Source organism: Nonomuraea sp. NPDC048892, assembly GCF_040649735.1.
GTDB lineage: Bacteria > Actinomycetota > Actinomycetes > Streptosporangiales > Streptosporangiaceae > Nonomuraea > Nonomuraea maheshkhaliensis.
This window is the reverse complement of record NZ_JBEZFZ010000079.1, coordinates 1-1,505: the sequence shown is the minus strand read 5'-3', so window position 1 is coordinate 1,505 and position 1,505 is coordinate 1. Positions and strand designations below refer to the sequence as shown.

Annotated in this window: 1 protein-coding gene; it reads left to right on the top strand. The window is 67.4% G+C overall.

Features of this window, described 5'->3' with window-relative positions:
- The first annotated feature begins 81 nt into the window (after positions 1–81).
- Positions 82–1,275 (top strand): IS4 family transposase, encoded by a 1,194-nt coding sequence (locus tag AB0C28_RS56185; protein WP_358085785.1) that lies wholly within the window; start codon positions 82–84, stop codon positions 1,273–1,275.
- The last annotated feature ends 230 nt before the right edge of the window (positions 1,276–1,505 follow it).

Here is a 1,505-nt window from a genome sequence, read left to right as displayed (position 1 = left end):
CCAATGCCGTTTAGTTAGCGATCATGCTGGTAGCGTCGCTTGGTGATCTTGCCGGGTGGCGCAGGCGGTTCGGGTCGGCTGATGGATCTGGTTGGGCTGGGGGCGTTGACGTCGCTGGTGCCACGGCAGGTCCTGGACGAGGCGATCGAGCTGCACGGATGCCGCGAGGAGCGGGTGCGGAAGCTCCCGGCTCATGTGGTCGTCTACCTGCTCATGGCGTTATGCCTGTTCGCGGACGATGACTACGAGGAGGTCGCGGAGAAACTGACCGGTCTGCTCGCAGCCGTGCCGGGATCTCCGTGGGAGCCGCCGACGCGTGGAGCGATCACCCAGGCCCGGCAGCGCCTGGGGTCCGAGGTCATCCGGGAGGTGTTCGAGCGAGTCACGCGCCCGGCCGCGACAGCGGCGACCACGGGAGCGTGGCTGGGACGGTGGCGACTGATGGCGATCGACGGGTTCACCCTCGATCTGCCGGACACGGCGGCGAACCTGGCCGAATTCCCCAACGACAGCGCGGGCGGGTACGAGACCGTGTACCCGCAGGCCCGGGTCGTGGCGATCAGCGAGTGCGCCTCACACGCGATCGTCGCGGCAGACACCTCGGGCTGCTGGGACAGCGAGCAGACCCTCGCCTACTCGCTGTACGGGCGGTTGACGCCCGAGATGTTGCTGAGCGCCGATCGCGGCTTCTACAGCTTCCCTGCCTGGCAGTACGCGTCCTCAACCGGCGCGCAGCTCCTGTGGCGCATCCAGGCCGGGCTGCACCCGTACTGGCTGAAAGACTTGGAGGACGGATCCTGGCTGGCGGTCATCACCAAGCCCACCAAGCTGCGCCAATCGCAAAAGAAACGGCTGCGAGATGACGCCCGCCGCGGCCGTGAACTGGATCCGGACCTTGCGGTGATCGTCCGGGTGGTCGACTACACCGTGCCCGACCGCAAGGGCGAGCACATCCGCCTCATCACGACCGTCCTCGATCCCGCGGAGGCGACCGCGCAGCAGCTCGCCGCCTGTTACCACAAGCGCTGGGAGGCCGAAACCGGGTTCGCCCAGCTGAAGATCCACCTGCGCGGCCCCGGAAGGATCCTGCGGTCCAAGACCCCGGACCTGGTCCGGCAGGAGATCTGGGCCTACCTCCTCACCCACTGGGCCCTGGCCACCCTGATCTGCACCGCCGCTACCACAGCCGGCGTCGATCCCGACCGGATCAAGTTCCTGGCCACCCTCCGGATCGTGCACCGCTCGGTCACCGACCGAGCGGCCTTTCCCCCCTGAACTCCAAAATGAGCTCTGGACCAGAACCGTCCATCAGGTCGGCCGGCCCCGCAACCGCAACCCCGAACGCCGCCACCGCACCTACCCTCGCTCCATCAAACGCACCCGACACAGCAGCTACCGCGAACGACGCCCAAGCGACAAAGGCATCCGCCACGCTGGGCCACCCACCGTCCAACTCCTGCCCACCCGAGCCACCAGGCCCAAATGATCTATCTAAACGGCATTGG

Bases quoted from the DNA above. Each gene is read 5' to 3' on its own strand.
- AB0C28_RS56185 (WP_358085785.1), top strand. From the start codon at position 82: ATGGATCTGGTTGGGCTGGGGGCGTTGACGTCGCTGGTGCCACGGCAG.